The sequence below is a fragment of the Glycocaulis alkaliphilus genome, from assembly GCF_004000605.1.
Taxonomy (GTDB): Bacteria; Pseudomonadota; Alphaproteobacteria; order Caulobacterales; family Maricaulaceae; genus Glycocaulis; species Glycocaulis alkaliphilus.
This window is the reverse complement of record NZ_CP018911.1, coordinates 2,217,728-2,234,081: the sequence shown is the minus strand read 5'-3', so window position 1 is coordinate 2,234,081 and position 16,354 is coordinate 2,217,728. Positions and strand designations below refer to the sequence as shown.

15 protein-coding genes are annotated in these 16,354 nt (G+C 61.4%); 10 read left to right on the top strand and 5 right to left on the bottom strand.

Annotation, left to right across the window (positions count from 1 at the left end):
* Window position 1: 1 nt before the first annotated feature.
* The 4 genes from X907_RS10630 to X907_RS10615 all read left to right on the top strand — a co-directional run bounded on the left by X907_RS10630 (window position 2) and on the right by X907_RS10615 (window position 3,512).
* Complete coding sequence (locus X907_RS10630; RefSeq protein ID WP_127567811.1) at window positions 2–1,150, top strand: sulfotransferase domain-containing protein; 1,149 nt, start codon at window positions 2–4, stop codon at window positions 1,148–1,150.
* Complete coding sequence (locus X907_RS10625) at window positions 1,140–1,772, top strand: polysaccharide deacetylase family protein (protein WP_170175530.1); 633 nt, start codon at window positions 1,140–1,142, stop codon at window positions 1,770–1,772. Before X907_RS10630 ends, X907_RS10625 begins: the two co-directional genes overlap by 11 nt.
* Before the next feature lie 94 nt (window positions 1,773–1,866).
* Window positions 1,867–2,673, top strand: coding sequence for a hypothetical protein (locus tag X907_RS10620; protein ID WP_127567807.1), 807 nt, complete (start codon window positions 1,867–1,869; stop codon window positions 2,671–2,673).
* Window positions 2,670–3,512, top strand: a complete 843-nt coding sequence (locus X907_RS10615) for a hypothetical protein (protein WP_127567805.1) — start codon at window positions 2,670–2,672, stop codon at window positions 3,510–3,512. The genes X907_RS10620 and X907_RS10615 overlap by 4 nt, the downstream gene beginning before the upstream one ends.
* 12 nt (window positions 3,513–3,524) lie before the next feature.
* On the opposite strand, the gene cysN is transcribed toward X907_RS10615, so the two are convergent.
* From cysN to X907_RS10600, 3 genes are all read right to left on the bottom strand, one after another.
* A complete protein-coding gene (cysN, locus tag X907_RS10610; RefSeq protein ID WP_127567802.1) occupies window positions 3,525–5,426 on the bottom strand; it encodes a sulfate adenylyltransferase subunit CysN in 1,902 nt (633 codons plus the stop codon).
* Between the two features lies 1 nt (window position 5,427).
* Window positions 5,428–6,279 carry a sulfate adenylyltransferase subunit CysD gene (cysD, locus tag X907_RS10605; protein ID WP_233352584.1) on the bottom strand — a complete coding sequence of 284 codons (852 nt, stop codon included), beginning with the start codon at window positions 6,277–6,279 and terminating at the stop codon, window positions 5,428–5,430.
* Window positions 6,280–6,494: 215 nt separating this feature from the next.
* On the bottom strand, window positions 6,495–8,420 hold the full coding sequence (locus X907_RS10600; protein WP_233352316.1) for a polysaccharide biosynthesis protein: 1,926 nt from the start codon (window positions 8,418–8,420) through the stop codon (window positions 6,495–6,497).
* 296 nt (window positions 8,421–8,716) lie between these two features.
* Here X907_RS10600 and X907_RS10595 point away from each other — a divergent pair, with 296 nt between their 5' ends.
* The 3 genes from X907_RS10595 to X907_RS10585 all read left to right on the top strand — a co-directional run bounded on the left by X907_RS10595 (window position 8,717) and on the right by X907_RS10585 (window position 11,495).
* On the top strand, window positions 8,717–9,295 hold the full coding sequence (locus X907_RS10595; protein ID WP_233352315.1) for a class I SAM-dependent methyltransferase: 579 nt from the start codon (window positions 8,717–8,719) through the stop codon (window positions 9,293–9,295).
* The gene (locus X907_RS10590) at window positions 9,292–9,903 is read left to right on the top strand and encodes a methyltransferase (RefSeq protein ID WP_127567796.1); all 612 of its coding nucleotides are present in this window, start codon (window positions 9,292–9,294) and stop codon (window positions 9,901–9,903) included. The genes X907_RS10595 and X907_RS10590 overlap by 4 nt, the downstream gene beginning before the upstream one ends.
* Before the next feature lie 278 nt (window positions 9,904–10,181).
* Complete coding sequence (locus tag X907_RS10585) at window positions 10,182–11,495, top strand: DEAD/DEAH box helicase (RefSeq protein WP_127567794.1); 1,314 nt, start codon at window positions 10,182–10,184, stop codon at window positions 11,493–11,495.
* Window positions 11,496–11,788: 293 nt separating this feature from the next.
* Here the strand turns inward: X907_RS10585 and X907_RS10580 are convergent, their stop codons facing one another.
* Window positions 11,789–13,411, bottom strand: a complete 1,623-nt coding sequence (locus X907_RS10580) for a phosphoenolpyruvate carboxykinase (RefSeq protein ID WP_127567792.1) — start codon at window positions 13,409–13,411, stop codon at window positions 11,789–11,791.
* A gap of 160 nt (window positions 13,412–13,571) precedes the next feature.
* Between X907_RS10580 and X907_RS10575 the strand changes: the two genes are divergently transcribed.
* The 3 genes from X907_RS10575 to X907_RS10565 are packed head-to-tail and all read left to right on the top strand — an operon-like array spanning window position 13,572 to window position 15,344.
* Complete coding sequence (locus tag X907_RS10575; protein ID WP_233352314.1) at window positions 13,572–14,699, top strand: DUF2891 domain-containing protein; 1,128 nt, start codon at window positions 13,572–13,574, stop codon at window positions 14,697–14,699.
* Window positions 14,700–14,748: 49 nt separating this feature from the next.
* Window positions 14,749–15,024: a type II toxin-antitoxin system ParD family antitoxin gene (locus X907_RS10570; protein WP_127567790.1), complete on the top strand. Its 276-nt coding sequence runs from the start codon at window positions 14,749–14,751 to the stop codon at window positions 15,022–15,024.
* The gene (locus X907_RS10565; RefSeq protein WP_127567788.1) at window positions 15,024–15,344 is read left to right on the top strand and encodes a type II toxin-antitoxin system RelE/ParE family toxin; all 321 of its coding nucleotides are present in this window, start codon (window positions 15,024–15,026) and stop codon (window positions 15,342–15,344) included. The genes X907_RS10570 and X907_RS10565 overlap by 1 nt, the downstream gene beginning before the upstream one ends.
* Here X907_RS10565 and X907_RS10560 read toward each other — a convergent pair.
* Entirely contained in the window at window positions 15,341–16,273 is a 933-nt protein-coding gene (locus X907_RS10560; protein ID WP_127567786.1) for a pirin family protein, read from the bottom strand. The two genes, X907_RS10565 and X907_RS10560, sit on opposite strands and share 4 nt — an antisense overlap.
* Window positions 16,274–16,354: the final 81 nt, after the last annotated feature.

Sequence of the window (16,354 nt, the reverse complement as noted above, 5' to 3'; positions counted from 1 at the left end):
TATGAATGACGCACCGCCCCAACCCAGCGTAACCAAACAGGCTATACCGGCCAAACTACTGGTCATGATTGGCGGCATGCGGTGTGGGACCCGGGCGATGCTGCGCTATCTGTCCCAGCACCCTCAGCTGTGCCCCCACGAGAAGGCGCACGACCCGCATTTCTTTTCGAGCGATGAGAACTGGAAGAAAGGGCTGAGCTGGTATCTCTCAGGATGGACGAAGTTCGATCCTCAAGCCCATCTATACGGACTGGAATCGTCCACCCACTATACCAAATACCCCCTTATCAAGCGGGTGCCTGAGCGGATGCGGCGCTCAGGCTTGGATTTCACCTTTATCTACGCCATGAGGGATCCGATCGAGCGGATCGAAAGTCACTTTGTCCACAATGCGGGCAAGGGATATGTCGATCCTGAAAACCCGAAGGCAAGAGCCAAGTTTCTTGCTCAGGCGCTAGCGTACTCTGATTACAACATGCAGCTTGAGCGCTTCGAGAACGCGTTTCCCGGAAAGCGGTTATTCATCTATGCGCTTGAGGATCTCCAACAAAGGCGCGCCGAGTTGCTGGGGCGCCTTTCAGAATTTCTGCAGATTGATGCCTTCCCGTTTGAGGAGGTGCCCTACGTCCGCACTAAGCTGTCAGAAAATACGCAGAAAATCCGTCTGACGGAGGCGGAGAAGGAAGCGGCCGCACATAAGCTGGCAGATGGCATTTCCGCCCTGGCGTCCAGGGGCGTTATTGATCCCGGAAAGTGGCAAACCTACTCGCAGTACGCGCCCAAGCGGGATGCAAATTTGCTTGGAACGCGCCCGGCTCGTCCGGCGGTAAACCGGCTGGGCTCGCGGCTGGCTTTCCTGACGGTAGATACCGAGGCCATGCGCTACAGGGCGAAAAACCGCCACGTCAACAAGCTGATCTGGGGGGAGCACCCAAAAGGGCGCGCCGGGATCAGGGAAATGGCGGCGATAGGCAAGGAGTTTGGCGCCCGGCACGTCTTCTTTCTCGATATGTGTGAAGAAGAGCTGTTCGGCGAGTCGATCGCTGATGTGGCCCGCTATCTTGGTGATGCGGGGGAGGACGTGCAGCTTCACGCTCACCCGGAGATTTTGCCCGATGCGTTTTGGGGCGCGTCACGACTTGCCGTCTGAGCCGTCCCAGATGAACGAGTTCGACAAGAGCCGGGCGCACTTCGTCCTGAAGCACTTCGCGGACCGGCTGGCGCAGCTTACCGGACGGCCTACGCTTGCCTACCGGGCCGGGTCATTCCGCTGGAGCGGCGCGACCATTGAAGCAATGGCCGAGGCGGGGTTGCAGCTTTCCTTTAACGCCAGCCACAAATCTGCCGCCATGGGGCGAGGCGCGCAGCCTGCCGAGCTGGATGGCCCGTACCGCTGGTCCAACGGCATCATCGAAATTCCGCTGACCGAGGAGCAGCGTGATGAGAGCGTCTTTGCTTCGTTCGCCTTTCCTATGAAGCGTGACGGAGCACACAATGTGAAAGCGCTCTACCGCAAATACGCTCTGCAGGACCGGAGCGGGGAGAAACGTAAATTCCTCAACCTGCTCACCCACTCATGGTCATTGCTGGAGTTCGAGGAGGGCGGAAAGATCGCCAATTATGTGAATGATCAGCGGACAGAGGAATACCGGGAGCTGGTGAGCATGATCGCCAAGGACTTCGACATCCTGTCTTCGGATCAATTTGTGAGCTTGCCCGAGACCGAGCGGGAGAAGGCTATCGCTCCCGGACAACAACAGCTGCCGGTGTGATTGCTGTGCCGGGTGGCTTGTCTTCTTTGATGGCAAAATACTTTGCTGGTTGCACGCTTGCTGCAGGTGTAGCCGGATTAAGGTTGGGGGCAATATGAGCACTGTGTGCGTCGTTGGAGGGTATCAGCGCAGCGGTACCCGGCAGTTCACAGATATTCTTAATCAGCATCCTGATGTGCAGATTTCGGGTGAAATTGGCAGGTACGCGTTTGTTAAAATCGACAAGCTAATCAGCCAGTTGCGCGCCTTTCACTTAAAGCACGATAGCGTGCTGGACGCGGAAACGACTGCGCGCATGGCCGTGTCCATTTGTGCCCTCTATGCCAAGTACCCCAAGCATTTTCAGGTGAAAGGAAGCGGCGCCGTTATCGGATTCAAAACCCCGAGAGCGGAGTGGCAATTTAGTAAGATTAGAAATATACTGGATGTTGGCGAGGCTAATAAAGTATTTTTCTTCTGCAACAGAGATTTTCGGGATATATTTTTATCTGTTTATAATTTGGGGTGGAAGGCAGACATTCAATCTTTCATTGATTACTATAAGAGGTCGCTGAAGGCGCTCGTTGAAATGTCCGGCGCTAATGGCCTGGGAGATGAATGGGCGATACGGATACTGAGCCTTGATCAGTTCCTGGCATCGGACAGCAAGGGGGAGTGGCTGCGTTCACGCGTCTTTGAACCGTTGCAGCTGCCAATGTCCGCAGACGACGCCCTAAGTCTTTTCCACAAAACCACCAACCGGAACGCGACTGTGCAGGCGACTGGAAAGCAGCGCCCGACGGCTCTGTCGGATGCTGATTGGCAGTACTGCCAACAGGATGACGAGTTGTGGTCATTGCTGCGCGAACTTGAACAACTGTACCCGGGCCAAGGGTTTAATGCTTTGGAGGCCATAAGGTGAACGATCCCAAACTGTGCATTATTGGCGGGAGTCCCCGCAGCGGGACCCGGAACTTTGCTGATCTGATATCGGCGCACCCCGATACACAGCTGTTTGGCGAAGTGGGCCATTACGCCCTGCCAAAGGTGAAGGGCGCCCTCGAGGAGATGGCGGCCTATCATGCTGAAGAGACGAGCCGGCGTACCCTTCGCGGGCGCGGCCGCCAGAAGAAGTTTGCTTCGCATCGTGTCGCCCTGACATTGACGGGAATGTACGCCAAAAGCCCTCAAATGCCTTTCAATTTTAATGCCTTAACGTCCAGGCATGTCGTGGGCTTCAAGACGCCTCAGATAGAGAAGCGCTGGCGGCTGATGAACGAGCTATACGGCGAATTCGAAAACGAGCGGCACTTCTTCTTCTGTATCCGCAATCTGGATCAGAATTTCCTCTCTCTCCATAGCCGTGGCTGGAGAAAAGACGTTGAAGAATATGTGGAGCGCTTGCTGCCGCTCCTGCAATCTATTGTGAAGTTCAAGGCCTGGAACGAGAGCAAGGATGGGGGGTGGCAGATCCACCTGTTGCATCTTAATGCGTTTCTGGATGCCGCTTCCCGCGAGGACTGGCTGTTTGACCGCGTCTATCGCCCATTATTCGGCGGCGATGCGCGGCAACCCGCTGCACAAGCGCTAGCCAGCACCAGCAACAGAAACTCCACGCTGAATGTCACCGGGAAGCCCGCGCGCTCCGAGCTCACTGATGAGGAGCAGAATTTCCTGACCAACAGTGCCGAGCTGAAGGAGGCCGTTGAGCGCTTCAACGCTGCGTTCAACACCGACCTTCCCATCCTTACGCCAAAGTGATTGTTCCTACTCCTACCCGATCAGCCTTTGTCTTATCAGCTGGTCGATCACCTGTTCAGCGGCCTCTTCGGCTGACATTTCGCCGGTGCGAAGATGCAGTTCGGGTGTTTCAGGTGCTTCGTAGGGGCTGTCAAAGCCGGTGAAGTTCTTGATCTCGCCGGCTTGGGCTTTCTTGTAGAGGCCCTTGGGGTCGCGCTGCATGCACAGCTCCAGCGGCGCATCGACAAACACTTCGATGAAGCGGCCCGCTTCCAGCATCTCGCGGACCATGGCGCGCTCGGCGCGGAAGGGCGAGATGAAGGAGCATGTCACGATCAGGCCGGCATCCACAAACAGGCGAGCCACCTCGCCAATGCGGCGGATGTTTTCCACCCGGTCTGCATCGGTGAAGCCCAGATCCCGGTTCAGCCCGTGGCGCACATTGTCGCCGTCCAGCGAATAGGTGTGGCGCCCGCCTTCGGCGAGCTTGCGCTCGACCAGGTTGGCGATTGTGGACTTGCCCGCGCCCGAAAGGCCCGTGAACCAGAGCACGCACGGCTTCTGGCCTTTCATGGCGGCGCGGCGGGTCTGATCGACATCCATCGCATGAGTGTGGACATTGCTGGCCCGGCGCAGGCCAAACTCGATCATGCCGGCAGCAACCGTCTGATTGGTGAAACGGTCGACCAGGATAAAGGAGCCGGTATCGCGCTGGTCGGCATAAGGGTCGAAGGCGATGGCGCGGGAAGTGGCCAGCGTACACACGCCGATCTCGTTGAGCCTCAGGCTGGTGCCGGGCTCCTTCTCGAACGTGTTCACGTTCAGCTTGTGTTTGAGCGTGGTGACGGAAGCCGGTGTTACCTGCCCGCCAGCTTTTAGCAGATAGGAGCGGCCGGGCAGCATCTCCTCCTCTGCCATCCACAAAAGCTCGGCGGCAAACTGGCCGGAGACCTCCGGGCGCGCCTTGGCATCGGCCAGAATATCGCCGCGCGACACGTCAATATCGCGGTCGAGCACGATGGTCACCGCGTCGCCGGCCACGGCCTCTGACTGGTCGCCATCAGCGGTCACGATGCGCGCGATATTGGCCGTCTTGCCGCTCAGGGCCGCGACGATCTCGTCACCGGCGGTGATCCGCCCTGAGGTGACGGCGCCGGAGAAGCCCCTGAAATCGAGATTGGGGCGGTTCACCCACTGGACCGGCATGCGGAAAGGCCGGTTGGCCACTTCCTCGGTCGCGGTTTCCACGCTCTCCAGATGGGCCAGCAGGGTAGGGCCATCATGCCAGCTCATGGCCTCTGAAGGCGCGAAGATGTTGTCGCCATGCAGGGCCGAGATCGGTATCGGCGTGATGGTGTCAAAGCCGAGCGTTTCAGCGATACGCAGATAGTCCGACACGATCTCGTGGAAGCGCGAGCGGGAATACCCGGCCATGTCCATCTTGTTGACCGCCAGCACGGCGTGGCGGATGCCCATCATGTTGGCGATATAGGTGTGGCGGCGCGTCTGGGTGAGCACGCCCTTGCGCGCATCGACCAGAATGATGGCCAGATCGGCCGTGGACGCGCCGGTGGCCATATTGCGGGTATATTGTTCGTGGCCGGGCGTGTCGGCGACGACGAATTTGCGCTTTTCGGTGTTGAAGAAGCGATAGGCGACATCGATGGTGATGCCCTGCTCGCGCTCGGCTTCCAGCCCGTCGAGCAGAAGCGCGAAATCCATCGTGTTCTCGCCGGTCGTGCCGTGCTTTTTCGAGTCGCGCTCAAGCGTGGCGATCTGATCTTCGAACAACAGCTTGGAATCGTAAAGCAGCCGTCCGATCAGCGTCGACTTGCCATCATCCACCGATCCGCAGGTGATGAAGCGCAAAACCCCCTTGTCACCCGCTCGCGTGAGCCGGCTCAGCACGGCGCTGCGTGCGTCCCCCTCGGCCATATCAGAAATATCCCTCACGCTTTTTCTTTTCCATCGACCCGGATTCGTCGTGGTCGATCAGGCGGCCGGAGCGCTCTGACGTGCGCGCCGTCAGCATTTCCAGCACGATGTCTTCCAGTGTCTCCGCGCCGGACTCGATGGCCCCGGTCAGCGGATAGCAACCCAGCGTGCGGAACCGGATCCGGCGCATTTGCGGCGTTTCGCCTGGCTGCAGCGGGAAACGGTCATCATCGACCATGAGCAGGGTGCCCCCGCGCTCGACAACGGGCCGCTCAGCGGCCAGATAGAGCGGGACAATCGGAATATCGTCTTCCAGGATGTACTGCCAGATATCCAGCTCAGTCCAGTTGGACAGGGGGAAAACCCGGATGGATTCGCCCTGCTTGATGCGGGTGTTGAAGGTGCGCCAGAGCTCAGGGCGCTGATTGCGCGGGTCCCAGGCATGGTGGGCGTCACGGAAGGAGAAGATCCGTTCCTTGGCGCGCGATTTCTCTTCATCGCGCCGTGCGCCGCCGAAGGCCGCGTCATAGCCATGGCGGTTCATCGCGTTTCTCAGCGCCTCGGTCTTCATCACCTGCGTGTGCAGGTTTGAGCCGCTGTCGAACGGGTTGATGCCCCGTTTAACGCCGTCCTCATTGATCTCCACACGCAGTTCCAGCCCCAGCGCGCTCGCCAGCGTGTCGCGATAGGTGATCATGTCGCGGAATTTCCAGCCCGTATCGACATGCTGCAGCGGGAATGGCGGACGGGAGGGGTAAAACGCCTTCAGCGCCAGATGCAGCATGACCGCTGAATCCTTGCCGATCGAGTAGAGCATGACGGGATTGGCAAACTCTGCCGCAACCTCGCGCATGATGTGGATGGATTCAGCCTCCAGCGCTTTCAGGTGCGGTGACAGGGGACGTGAGCGTTCGCCGGCGCCTGCACCAAACCGGGCGGCATATTTTTTAAGGTTATCGGCGATATCCGGCATGACTGGCCCGTGCTTCCTTGCAAGTGTCAGGGGTGTACAGACCATCCGCTCAGCATAGTCAACACTTGCCGCGTAACCCGCGCGAGGCCGGCATGTTATTCTGCCGCAGCGTTGCGCGCCGTCAGTCGCCACATCAGGTCGGCGATGCGCGGGGCAGGGGTATACTCGGCCGGCGCGCTCACCAGAATATTGCGTATATTGGTGATGTCATATGCGTCGCAGGCATCGCGCAGGCGGTGCAGTACGGGTTCAAGCTCGCTCCAGGCCATCGAGGTTACGGGCTCTGTCAGGATCCGCGGGTGGCGCGTTGGCCTCGCATGGTCCGATACAAGCAATTCCTCGTGCAGCTTCTCGGCAGGCCCCAGCTTTCCGAAAACGATCTCGATATCGCCTGCTTCGGCTCCGCGTTCGCCGGCGACATAGGGCTTCAGGCCTGAGAGCCTGATGATGCGCCGGGCGAGGTCGTAGACCTTTACCGGCTCGCCCATATCCAGAACGAAGACGTCTCCTCCCCGCGCAAGCGCACTGGCCTGGATGACCAGCTGGGAAGCCTCGGGGATGGTCATGAAGTAGCGGGTGACCTCCGGGTGGGTCACGGTTACCGGCCCGCCGGCGGCAATCTGACGGCGGAATAGCGGTACGACAGAGCCCGAGGACTCCAGAACATTGCCGAACCTGACCATGCAGAAGCGGGTGTTCAATTGTTCCGAGGCCAGCGACTGGCAGACAAGCTCTGCCATCCGTTTGCTGGCGCCCATGATATTGGTCGGCCGTACCGCCTTGTCGGTGGAAACGAGCACGAACATGTTTACGCCCGCCTGAATGGCGGCGCGCGCCATGGTCAATGTGCCGAACGTGTTGTTGCGCAGGCCCTCGACGACGTTCTCCTCCACCAGATTGACGTGCTTGTAGGCGGCGGCGTGAAAAATCGTGTTCACGCCCAGCCGGGAGAGGACTGTGCCTATCCTGCCTTCGTGCTGGACCGAGCCGAGCAGCGGCGTGATGACAACGTCGATCCCTTCCTTGGAGGCCATCGCATCCAGTTCGCGCTCGATCATGTAAAGCGCGATCTCTGACTGCTCGAGCAGGGCAAGCTGGCTGGGCTTCTGCCGAAGGATTTGCCGGCAGAGCTCAGAGCCGATTGAACCGCCCGCTCCAGTCACCAGCACCACCTTGCCAGTGATATTGGCGCCCATGAGAGCGGGATCGGGGGGCACCGGGTCACGCCCGAGCATGTCCTCGGGGGCCACTTGTCTGATCTCGCTGACATTGGCCCGCCCAGAGACAATATCGGTCATGTCGGGAATGGTCTGAACCCGTACGGGCAGGTCTTCCATCTGCGCGATGATGCGTTTGCGCTGGGCGAGCGTGGCGCTGGGAATGGCCAGAAGTACAATCTTTGCGCCGGTGGACGCCATCAGTTGCGGTATGGCCTGGGGCGGAAACACCTCCAGACCGCCGATATGGGCCCCATGAAGCTCAGGCGCATCGTCGACAAAGGCAACTGGCAGATAGTCTGATGCCTGCTGCAGCGATACCAGAACCTGGCGGCCACACATGCCAGCGCCGTAGATGATCACGCGCGACTTCTGCAATGACCGGCGCTGAAGGAAGAGTGAGCGCACCGCGAAGCGCGTGCCGCCTGCCGTTATGAAGAGAAGCAGGGCGTAGATGAAGGGGACCGAGCGCGGCACGAGCAACTCGAAGAAATGGCTCGCTGTGAACACGAACAAGGCTGAGAGAATGACGCCGAGACCAAGAGCCTTCAGCGAATCGACCCCGATAAAGCGCACCACCGTCCGGTAGATGCCGAACCTGTCGAAAAGCAGTAACGTTACGGGCAGTGTGACCGCCAGCGCCATCCAGATCTGGGGCGCGTCCATCCAGTGCAGGCTATCCAGACGCAGCGTCATGGCGGCAAGGAAGCTCGCCGCGATGAAGAGGGCGTCCACTACGGTCAGGATTGCGCGCTTGACCGGACGCGGCCATTCAAAAATCTGATCAAGACCGCCGGAAATCACCGATATCCGCCTTTCCTGCGAGCCGAAGGCCCATCCCGCTGTCAGGTGAGAAGCGGTCCGGTTGAATTACCAAAGCTCTGCTGCCCCCGCCTGCTATTTTGATAAACGTATCTGACAGACGTGGATATGATCAAATACGCCTGATTTGAAGGGCAGGGTAATCCTGTATTGCTCCGGCTACAAACTTTGCGTGACAGGCTTGGCCGGATCAAGGAGCAAGGTAGGAAATCAACATGGCGCGGTGTGTCTGCCCGGTGTGTTCCGGGTGCCAGGTTGAGCCCTTTTTCCATGAGGGTATGAAGGGCTATAGCCGCTGCTCAGAGTGCGGCGCGCGCTATCTCGATCCGGGTTCGCGGCTGGATGCCGGCGCCGAGCGCGCCCATTATGACCTGCATGAGAACGACGCTTCGGACGCGGGCTACAGGCAATTTCTGTCACGCCTTGCCAATCCGCTGTTGGAGAGGCTGCCAGAGGGCAGCCACGGGCTGGACTATGGTTGCGGTCCCGGCCCCGCACTGGCGGCCATGATGGAGGAGGCAGGTCATTCGGTGGCGCTCTACGATCCATTCTATGCGCCGGACGCCGCGGTTCTCGAACGCCGCTATGACTTTGTGACCTGTTCTGAAGTGGCCGAACACTTCCACGATCCGGCGGCCGAGTTTGCGCGGCTTGATGGCCTGCTCAGACCAGGCGGATGGCTGGGCGTGATGACCTGCTTTCACACCGATGATGCCCGGTTTGGTGGCTGGCACTACCGCAAGGACCCCACCCATGTGGTTTTCTATCGCGAGGAAACCCTGCGCTGGCTGGCGGGACATTTCGGCTGGCACTGTGAAATCCCGGCCAAGGACGTCGCCCTGATGAGAAAACCTTGAGCACAGCCCTGCATGAGGAGCGTCTTCAGGCGGTGATGGACGTGCTGCGCCTGACGGCTGCCCGTTCGGTCGCCGATCTGGGATGCGGTGATGGCGCGCTTTTGCTGCGTCTGGCCAAAGACCCTGCCTTTGTGCGTCTGGCGGGCATTGAGCAATCTGTCGCCGCGCTTGGGGCATTGCGCGCGGCACTGGCCGTCCTTGATGAAAATATCCGCAGCCGCGTGACGCTGATTGAAGGCTCCATGCTGGAGCCGCGCCCCGAGCTGGCAGGGGTCGACGCGGTAGTGATGGTGGAGACCATCGAGCACCTGCCTCCTGACCAGTTGTCGCGCTGGGAGAGGGCGGTGTTTGATGTCATCGCGCCGAAATTGGTGGTCATCACCACACCCAACGCCGAATACAATCCGTTGCTGGGCGTGCCCGCTCACCGTTTCCGGCATCCCGAACACACGTTTGAGTGGGACCGGGCGCGCTTCCGGGTATGGGCCGAAGGCGTGGCGGCGCGTCACAGCAGGCGCTGGCTGGTGCGTGATATTGCCGGGGTGCGCGACGGGGTGGGCGGCGCAAGCCAGATGGCCATCTTTTTCGATCCCGATCTTGTGATCTGACCGCAATACGCCTTGCATTCGCCGCAAAGCATGCGCATACACCGCGCCAGCGCATAAGTGCCGCGTGCGTAGAAAAGCCCTCCCAAGGGCTTCAAGCGCGGCCTGATCGGACCGGTAGCGGACATGTCCCGCAAACCTTCAGTCCGGGCGTGAGATGCATGATCTGCCAGTGTGGCAGGCCCATCTCCTAACCGGCGGCTGATCTGCGCAGTTGTCAAAAAACATAACTCCCCTCGCGGGCTGACGCATGTTTGCGCGCCCGCATGAAAGGCATTGATATGACCAAATTTACTGAGCTGGGCCTTGCGGCCCCGGTCGAGCGTGCAGTTGTGGATGAAGGCTATGAGACGCCGACACCCATTCAGGTGCGCGCCATCCCGCCGCTTCTGCAGGGCAAGGACGTTGTCGGCATCGCCCAGACGGGCACCGGCAAGACGGCGGCCTTCGTGCTGCCGATCCTGACCCGTCTGCTGGCCGAAAAGAAGCAGGCCCCGGGCCTGTCCTGCCGCTGCCTGATACTGGCGCCAACACGTGAACTGGCGGCGCAGATCGGCGATTCCATTGCCGTTTATGGCCGCCATACGGGCCTCACCCATGCGGTTGTCTTTGGCGGCGTGAAGCACGGGCCGCAGGTGCGTGCCCTCGCGCGCGGCCTCGATATTCTGGTGGCCACGCCCGGCCGTCTGCTGGACCATGTGGCCGACCGCAAGGCGCGCCTCGATCTCACCTCGCTGGTTGTGCTCGACGAGGCTGACCAGATGCTCGACCTTGGCTTCATGCCGGCGCTTCGCAAAATCCTGCACATGGTGGGCAAGCCCCGCCAGACGGTGATGTTCTCGGCCACCATGCCGCCGCCCATCCGCGCGCTGGCAGACGACTTCCTGCACGATCCGGTGACGGTGGCTGTTGCCAACCAGTCCAAGCCGGTCGAGCGTATCGAACAAGCTGTCATGTATGTCGGCACGGCGGAAAAGCGTCAGGCGCTGATCGACCTGATGGCGCCGGAAGCCAACAAGAGCACCATTATCTTCACCCGCACCAAGCGCGGGGCCGACAAGGTGGCGAAATTCCTGGCCGAGTACGGCCACAAGGCGGCTGCCATTCACGGCAACAAGAGCCAGAACCAGCGCGAGAAAGCGCTTGCCGCGTTCAAGTCCGGCGAGATGCGCGTGCTGGTCGCGACCGACATTGCCGCGCGCGGGCTCGATATTGATGGCGTGGAACTGGTGGTAAACTTTGAGCTGCCGAACGTGCCGGAATCCTATGTTCACCGGATCGGGCGTACAGCCCGTGCCGGCGCGCAAGGCCGGGCCGTGGCTCTGGTTGCGCCGGACGAGCGTGGCCTGCTGCAGGATGTCGAGAAGCTGACAGGGCTTCGGATCAAGGGGCTTAATGACGCTCCGCCGATCTCCGGCCCCACGCGTCCCGTGCAGCCTCAGCGCGGCCCCCGCCGGGGTGGCGGACACGGTGGTGGCCAGGGCGGCAATCGCCAGGGCGGCCAGCGTGGCCAGCAGAACAATGGCGGTGGCGGCCAGAAGCGTTCAGGCAATCGCCGGCGCAAGCCCGGCGGTGGTCAACGCCAGAGCGCGTAACACATCTGCACCTTGTCATCCCCCGGCCGAGCGTATGGCCCATGGTGTCTCCCCCCGTTTACGGGGGGAGTGGCCCGAAGGGCCGAGGGGGGGATAAACAAAAGAACTCCCCTCTCCGTCAGCTGCGCTGACACCTCCCCCGTAAACGGGGGAGGACATCGCTTCACCGGCTGGATCGCTGCATTATTGCCCGCGTCGACGAATAAGGAGCCGGGGCAGACTACGCCCGCTTCAGCGGAAGCGGGCGTCATGACCGGGCCAAAGCCGGACAATCTCCATTTTGGCCCTGCCAGCTACTCCGCTGCCGCCCGGATGGCATCCGGGCTGGGGGCAGAGGCTCTCACTGCCGGATCGACATGGGTCTCGAACTTCTCAAAGTTCGCCACGAACATGTCAGCCAGTTTCAGCGCCTGCGCGTCATAGGCGGACGCATCGCTCCAGGTCTGGCGCGGATCGAGGATGGCCGGGTCAATGCCGGGTACCGATACCGGCACGTCAAAGCCGAACACCGGATCCTTACGGAACTGGGCCGCTGACAGCGAGCCGTCAATGGCGGCGTTGAGCAGCGTGCGCGTGGCGCGGATCGGCATGCGGTGGCCCACGCCATAGGCGCCGCCCGTCCAGCCGGTATTGACCAGCCAGCACTGCACGCCGTGGCGCGCGATCAGCTCGCGCAGCAGGTTGCCGTACTCGGCCGGGTGGCGCGGCATGAAGGGCGCGCCAAAGCAGGTGGAGAAGGTGGCGGACGGTTCGGTCACGCCCTTTTCGGTGCCCGCAACCTTGGCCGTATAGCCCGACAGGAAGTGATACATGGCCTGCGCCGGGGTCAGCCGTGCGATGGGCGGCATCACGCCAAACGCATCACAGGTCAGCATGACCAGCGTGGACGGGTGGCCGCATGTGTTCTTGTCACAGGCATTGGGAATGTAGTGCAGCGGGTAGGCCCCGCGCGAGTTCTCGGCCAGTTCGGCGCTATCAAGGTCGAGCGCGCGGGTCGCCGGGTCCATCACCACGTTTTCAAGGACGGTGCCCCACATGGCGGTGGTGGCGTAAATGTCCGGCTCGGCCTCTTTGGACAGGCGGATCATCTTGGCATAGCAACCGCCCTCGAAATTGAAGAGGCCGTTCTCCGACCAGCCGTGCTCGTCATCGCCGATCAGCTTGCGCTTGGGATCAGCCGAGAGGGTGGTCTTGCCGGTACCCGACAGGCCGAAAAAGACCGCGCTATCGCCCTTCTCGCCCACATTGACCGAGCAGTGCATCGGCATGATGTGCTTTTCGGGCAGGAGGTAGTTCAGGATTGTGAAGACGGCCTTCTTGGTCTCGCCTGCGTAGGAGGTGCCGCCAATAAGGACCAGTTTTTCGGTGAAATTGATCGCGATAACGGTTTCAGAGCCATGGCGTGTGCCATGACGGTGCTCATCGGCGCGGAAGCTTGGCAGGTTCACGATGGTGAACTCTGCTGCGAAGTCCGCCAGCTCTGCGGTTTCAGGCCGGCGCAGCAAATGGCGGATGAACAGCGAATGCCAGGCCAGCTCCGAGACGACGCGCACATTCAGGCGGTGGGTTTTGTCTGCGCCAGCGAACAGCTCCTGCACGAAGAGCTCACGGCCCTCCATATGGGCGCGCATATCGGCCCAGAGCGCGTCGAAATGCGCCGGTGTCATGGAGGCGTTGAAGTCCCACCAGATGTTTCCATCGGTGTTTTCGTCGCGCACGGTGAACTTGTCGCGCGCGGAGCGCCCGGTGTGCTGGCCGGTTTCGACCAGTAGCGCGCCGCCCTTAGCCACGCGGCCTTCGCCGCGCCGGATGGCCTCTTCGTAAAGGGCCGGTTCAAGCCAGTTGATGTTCAGCTTGCCTGGACGGGTAATACCCAGATCCCGCAGATCGCGGATCGGCGTTGCTACGTCAGACATGATCTCTCCCTCGGACTGGCCCGCTTGCCGGGGCCTTGTCGTGCATGCCCTCCTTCTAGCCCCGAAACAGCCAGCGCGCCAAGTACACAAAGTGTGGCGCTTTCCCCATAGCGCGATGGCGCCTAGGCTTGCGGCGCTGAACGGACAGGGAGGGCAGGCGATGACGGGTTTCAGAAAATGGCTGCTGGTCTGGGCCCTTGGCGGCTTCATGGTGGCCGGGGCGGGAGCCGCGAAAGCAGAGGAGGGCGATGCCATGCTGGATGTTTCGCAGGTCGAGCGGTTTGCCCGGCTGGCGCTGGGTTGTGTACACCGCGAATACCCCAACAAGATCGCCCATGTGCTGCATTCGGACGCCGATGCGCTGCCGCCCAGCCAGCTCACCCCGATCTTCTATGGATGCTTTGACTGGCACTCCGCCGTGCATGGCCACTGGCTGCTGGTGCGCCTGATGCGCCTTTATCCCGATACGCCGATCGCCGCCGAGGCGCGCGCCGCGCTGGAGCGGAACTTCACCGATGACGCGGCTGCGGTGGAGGCTGCTTACATGGCGGGTGAGGGCCGGGCATCGTTTGAGCGCCCCTATGGCCTTGCCTGGTTGCTTCAACTGACGGCGGAGCTGCGCGCCTTTGATGATGCCGACGCGCAGCGCTGGGCGGAAGTCCTGCAGCCGCTGGAGGAGGTGGCTGTCAGGCGCTATCTCGAATGGTTGCCCAATCTGGTCTACCCGGTGCGGTCTGGCACGCATAACCAGACCGCGTTCGGCTTTGCCCTGGCGCTCGACTGGGCACGCCAGACCAGGCATGGCGAGCTGGAAGCGCTGCTGGTGGAAAAGACGCGTGAGTTCCATCTGGGCGATGTGAACTGTCCGCTGGCCTATGAGCCATCAGGCGAGGACTTCCTCTCACCCTGCCTGATGCAGGCCGACCTGATGCGCCGGGTGATGAGCCAGTCAGAGTTTTCTGACTGGCTTTCCGCCTTCATGCCGCAAATCCCTGAGGATGGCAGCGCGGACTGGATCCGCCCCGGCGTGGTGCTCGACCCCACCGACGGAAAGCTTGTCCATCTGGACGGGTTCAACCTGTCACGCGCCTGGAATCTGGAGGCTATCGCCGCTCGCCTGCCGGAGGGCGATACGCGTATAGCCTCCCTGCTCGCTTCGGCTGCCGAGCACCGTGAAGCGGGCGTCGCATCGGTCTCTGATGAGCACTATGAGGGCAGTCACTGGCTGGCGAGCTTTGCCACCTATCTGGTGACCGGCAAGGCGCTGGAGGCGATATTGCCGGAGTAGCATTCAAGCCTTTGTTGGCATATTATGCCAATAGTCCGAGGAGGCAGGAATGGTCACGCGCAACGTGGTGCTCACCGATACCCAGGCCGAGATGCTGGACGGTCTGGTGAAATCAGGCCGCTATCAGAATGTGAGCGAAGCCATGCGGGCGGGGCTGCGCCTGCTGGAGCGGGAGGAGGCAATGATGGCGGCCCTTCGCGGACGCATCGAAGCCAGTCTTGCGGAGGCCGATGCTGGCGCGTTCGCCGATGGCAGCGTCGAAGACATTATCAATCAGGCTTTCGATAGCGCGGAGCGCCGCCACCGCCGACGCCATTCTGTCTGATGGCGGTTCGCTTTACGTCACGCGCCGTCGCGGCGCTTGTCGATATTGCGGACTGGACATTTGACCGTTTCGGCCCGGAGCAGGTGCAGGCTTATCGGCTTGAACTGCTGGACGCCTGCCAGTCCCTGCCAGCGCCATCCCCTCTCGACCGGCGTCTGCACGGCCTGAGGATGCGCGGTGAAGGCGAAGTTGTTTGCCGGCGTGCGTCCATGCACTTCATCGTGTTCCGCCGAACAGGCCGGGACGTCGAAATACTCGACTTCCTGCACGTGCGCAGTGACCTCGCCGCCCGCCTCAAGGCCCTCGAAACGGAACGCTAGGTCGTCGGGCAGTCCTTCGACGGTGCAGGGGGTTCGGGCAGATCGTCGCCGGGCAGGGGAATGTATTCGTTTTCGCCCGGCGGCAGGGTGAAGGGCGTGCCGGTCCAGCCGCCAGCGGCGCTGGCGCGCCAGTCCTCTTTCGCCTTCTCGATGCGCTCCCTGGAGGACGAAACGAAATTCCACTCAATGAACCGCTTGCCGATCACGGCGCCGCCCAGAACCATCACGCGCGCGCCGTTCTGGCTCGTTATCTTGGCGCTGCGGCCTTCCAGCGTGCCCATCTGTCCGGGCTCCAGCGCGGTGTCATCAACGCGGGCGTCGCCGGACACCAGATAGACTGCCAGTTCGTCATGGTCTTCGGGCAATTTGAGGGATGCCCCTGGCGCCATCTCAGCGTGAAAATAGATGGTCGGCGACAGCATGGTCGTCGGCGCGGTGTGGCCGTAGGCGCTGCCGATGATCAGGCGTATCGTGGCGCCGCCCTCGACGAAGACTGGCAGAGTGTCGGCGCTGTAATGCTCGAAGCTGGCCATGTCTTCCTCGCGTGCCTCGGGCAGGGCGATCCAGGTCTGGATGCCGTGCAGGGAGAAGCCGCGCGCGCGCACTTCCGGGTCGGTGCGTTCCGAGTGGGTTATGCCGCTGCCGGCAATCATCAGATTGACGGCGCCGGGCAGGATTTCCTGCGACACGCCCAGACTGTCGGCATGGTGCATGGCGCCCTCGAACAGATAGGTGACGGTGGCCAGCCCGATATGCGGGTGCGGGCGCACGTCGATCCCATTGCCGGGCGCGAATCTTGCCGGGCCCATTTCGTCGAAGAACACGAATGGGCCGACCATGCGCTTCTTCGCGAATGGCAGCACACGCGCCACCTGAAACCCGCCCAGATCCTTCTTGCGGCCTTCTATAATGATATCGGGTTCGGACATGATGGTCTCTTTCCTTGCCAGTTGCGGCGCGTAAGCGCAGGCCGATTGAACGGGACAGGCTACGATAGTAGATAGAACTCA